This window comes from Pseudoxanthomonas sp. LjRoot204_2 (assembly GCF_056175765.1).
This window is the reverse complement of sequence record NZ_JBGFFG010000398.1, coordinates 1-3,057: the sequence shown is the minus strand read 5'-3', so window position 1 is coordinate 3,057 and position 3,057 is coordinate 1. Positions and strand designations below refer to the sequence as shown.

5 protein-coding genes are annotated in these 3,057 nt (G+C 67.0%); all 5 read left to right on the top strand.

All coding sequences use genetic code 11. The features are described 5' to 3' along the window. Window positions 1-716: multicopper oxidase domain-containing protein (locus AC04L7_RS15470; protein WP_475513348.1), on the top strand; the 716-nt coding region annotated here is incomplete at its 5' end. 7 nt (window positions 717-723) lie between these two features. After that, the gene (locus AC04L7_RS15465) at window positions 724-1,506 is read left to right on the top strand and encodes a formylglycine-generating enzyme family protein (protein WP_435996462.1); all 783 of its coding nucleotides are present in this window, start codon (window positions 724-726) and stop codon (window positions 1,504-1,506) included. Next, window positions 1,503-2,069, top strand: coding sequence for an SCO family protein (locus tag AC04L7_RS15460; protein ID WP_435996460.1), 567 nt, complete (start codon window positions 1,503-1,505; stop codon window positions 2,067-2,069). Before AC04L7_RS15465 ends, AC04L7_RS15460 begins: the two co-directional genes overlap by 4 nt. A gap of 4 nt (window positions 2,070-2,073) precedes the next feature. Continuing rightward, window positions 2,074-2,580: an azurin gene (azu, locus tag AC04L7_RS15455; protein WP_475513347.1), complete on the top strand. Its 507-nt coding sequence runs from the start codon at window positions 2,074-2,076 to the stop codon at window positions 2,578-2,580. A gap of 52 nt (window positions 2,581-2,632) precedes the next feature. Further along, complete coding sequence (locus AC04L7_RS15450; RefSeq protein ID WP_435996456.1) at window positions 2,633-2,872, top strand: hypothetical protein; 240 nt, start codon at window positions 2,633-2,635, stop codon at window positions 2,870-2,872. Window positions 2,873-3,057: the final 185 nt, after the last annotated feature.

Here is a 3,057-nt window from a genome sequence, read left to right as displayed (position 1 = left end):
ACATCGACCTGCATGCCGTCACCGGCCAGGGCGGCGGCGCGGAAGCCACCTTCACCCTGCCGGGCAAGGAAACGCAGTTCTCGTTCAAGGCGATGAACCCCGGCCTGTACATCTACCACTGCGCGATGGCGCCGGTGGGCATGCACATCGCCAACGGCATGTACGGCCTGATCCTGGTGGAGCCGGAAGAAGGCCTGCCGCCGGTCGACAAGGAGTTCTACGTGGTGCAGGGCGACTTCTACACCGAAGGCGCGTACGGCGAACCGGGCCTGCAGCCCTTCAGCCTGGAGAAGGCGATCGACGAGCACCCGACCTACGTGGTGTTCAACGGCTCGGTGGATGCGCTGCAGGGCGACAACGCGCTGAAGGCCAAGGCCGGCGAGACGATCCGCATGTTCGTCGGCAATGGCGGGCCGAACCTGGTCTCCAGCTTCCACGTGATCGGCGAGATCTTCGACAAGGTCTGGACCGAGGGCGGCAGCAAGTACCAGGAGAACGTGCAGACCACGCTGATTCCGGCGGGCGGCTCGGCGATGGTCGAGTTCAAGGCGGACGTGCCGGGCAACTTCGTGCTGGTGGACCACAGCATCTTCCGCACGTTCCACAAGGGCTCGCTGGGCATCCTGAAGGTGGAGGGCGACAAGAACCCCGACATCTACACGGGCCAGCAGCACGACATCGAGTACCCCGAAGCCAAGCCCGCGGGCAGCAAGTGAGGCACGGATGAAACGGACGCTGCCCCCGACCGCCACGCTCTTCCTGCTCGCCCTGGCGTCGGCACTCGCCGTCGCCGGCGATGCCGGCGGCGGCTACCGGTGGATCGAGGGTGGCGACTTTCGTTCTTCGGTACGTTTCGAAGAGACCACCCGCGTGGTGCGGGTGGCCTCGTTCTCGCTGATGGAACGTCCTGTCAGCAACCGCGAATTCGCCACGTTCGTCGCCCGCCAGCCGCAATGGCGGCGCGACCGCATCCCCGCCGTGTTCGCCAGCCCGGGCTATCTCGGCCACTGGGCCACGGCAGGGGCGCCTGGTCCGGCGCTGGATCCCGATGCACCGGTCGTGCACGTCAACTGGTATGCCGCCGACGCCTATTGCCGCGCGCAGCAGGCGCGGCTGCCACGCTTCGTCGAATGGGAATACGCAGCGGCGGCTGACGCCACGCGTCGTGACGCGCGCCACGATACTGCGTGGCGGATGCGCCAGGTCAACGACGGCACGCCGCACGCCATCGATGCGGTGCCCGACGCGCCCGCGAATGCTTACGGCATCCACGACCTGCACGGCGCGCACTGGGAGTGGAGCGAGGACGTCGCCTCGCTGCTGGGCGATGGCGACCGCCGCGGCCAGCAGGACGGCGACGCGTTGCGCTACTGCGGCGCGACCGCCATGAGCTTCAACGATCCCGGCGACTACGGCGTGGTGAAGCGCTTCGTGCTGCTGTCCGCGCTGCCACCCGACGCCACGCTGGGCAACCTCGGCTTCCGCTGTGCAAGGAGCACGCCATGAAGATCACTTCCCTGTTCCTCTCCATTCTGCTGGTGGTCGCCGCGCCGCTGCACGCGCAGTCGCTGCCTGGCGATTCGGTCTACCACCTGCAAGCCGGCACGCAGGACGCGGAAGGTGCGCCCGTGGCGTGGGCGTCGCTGCGCGGACAGCCGCGGCTGGTGTCGATGTTCTACACGAACTGYCACCTGATGTGCCCGCTGATCATCGAGAACGCCAAGAGCGCGCAGAAGCAGCTGTCGGCGACTGAACGCAAGAAGCTTGGCATCGTCATGCTCAGCCTGGATCCGGCGCGCGATACGCCGGCGGCGATGCGCGAGGTCGCGCAGCGCCATCGTGTTCCGCAGGACTGGCAGTTCCTGACACCGTACAACAACGATGTCCGCGCGATCGCCAGCGTGCTGGACGTGCGCTATCGGTTCCGCGACGACGGCAGCATCAACCACACCAGCGTGCTGGTGCTGCTCGACGCCGAGGGCCGGGTGCGCGCCCGCAGCGAAGTGACAGGCGCTGCCGCCGACCCCGCCTTCCTGATCCAGATCAAGGCGCTGCTCGCCGAGCCGTGATGACATGGCACCCACACCCCTCCCGATCCTGCTTTTCCCTCCAAGGAGCCACACCWTGAAACTCTCCCGCACGTTCGCCACCATCGCCCTACTCAGCGCCGCCGGCATGGCCCAGGCGGCCGGCAACTGCACCGTCAGCCTGAAGGGCGATGACGCGATGAAGTTCGACCTGAAGGAGGCCACCGTCTCCGCCAGCTGCCCCACCATCACCATCGAGCTGACCCACAGCGGCAAGCTGCCGGTCACCGCGATGGGCCACAACGTGGTCGTGTCGAAGACCGCCGACCTGGCCGGCGTCGCGCGCGATGGCATGAAGGCCGGCGCGGCCGGCGCCTATGTGCAAGCGAGCGATGCCCGCGTGATCGCGCACACGTCGCTGATCGGCGGCGGGCAGAAGACCAAGATCACCTTCCCCGGCAAGAAGCTCACTGCCGGCGGTGACTACAGCTTCTTCTGCAGCTTCCCCGGCCACTCCACGCTGATGAAGGGCAAGCTGGTCGTCACCAAGTAAGCCGACCCGATGCGCCGCCCCAGGGCGGCGCATCCGCTTCAGGAGCCTTGCGATGGAATACGTCATCCGGGTGGGCGAGCGACGGGTCGATCTCGCCATCCTGGCGCACCACCTGCTGGACCTCGACCCCGCCATGCTCGTCGATCGCGACGTGGTCACCGGGCAGCTGCGCTGCTCGACCAGCGCGCTCGCCGTGGAGCTGCTGCTCGCATTCTCGCACGCCGGCTACCGGCTCCTTCCCGACGACATCGTGCGCATGCCTTCGGTGTGCTGCGGGGGCTGTAGCGGCTGAAGTCCTCTTCGGGTCGACAGCTGCGACTCATTGGCGCGGCTCCATGGCTCCACTTTGCTTGCGACCCGCTCCCCCAAACCCCATCCGTCGAGCTATAAATCCCGGTGTCCGCATTGATTGAAGCACCGCAGCACCCGCATGAAGAAACACAACCCCCAAAAGCGCCCATGCAGCGTATACATGCA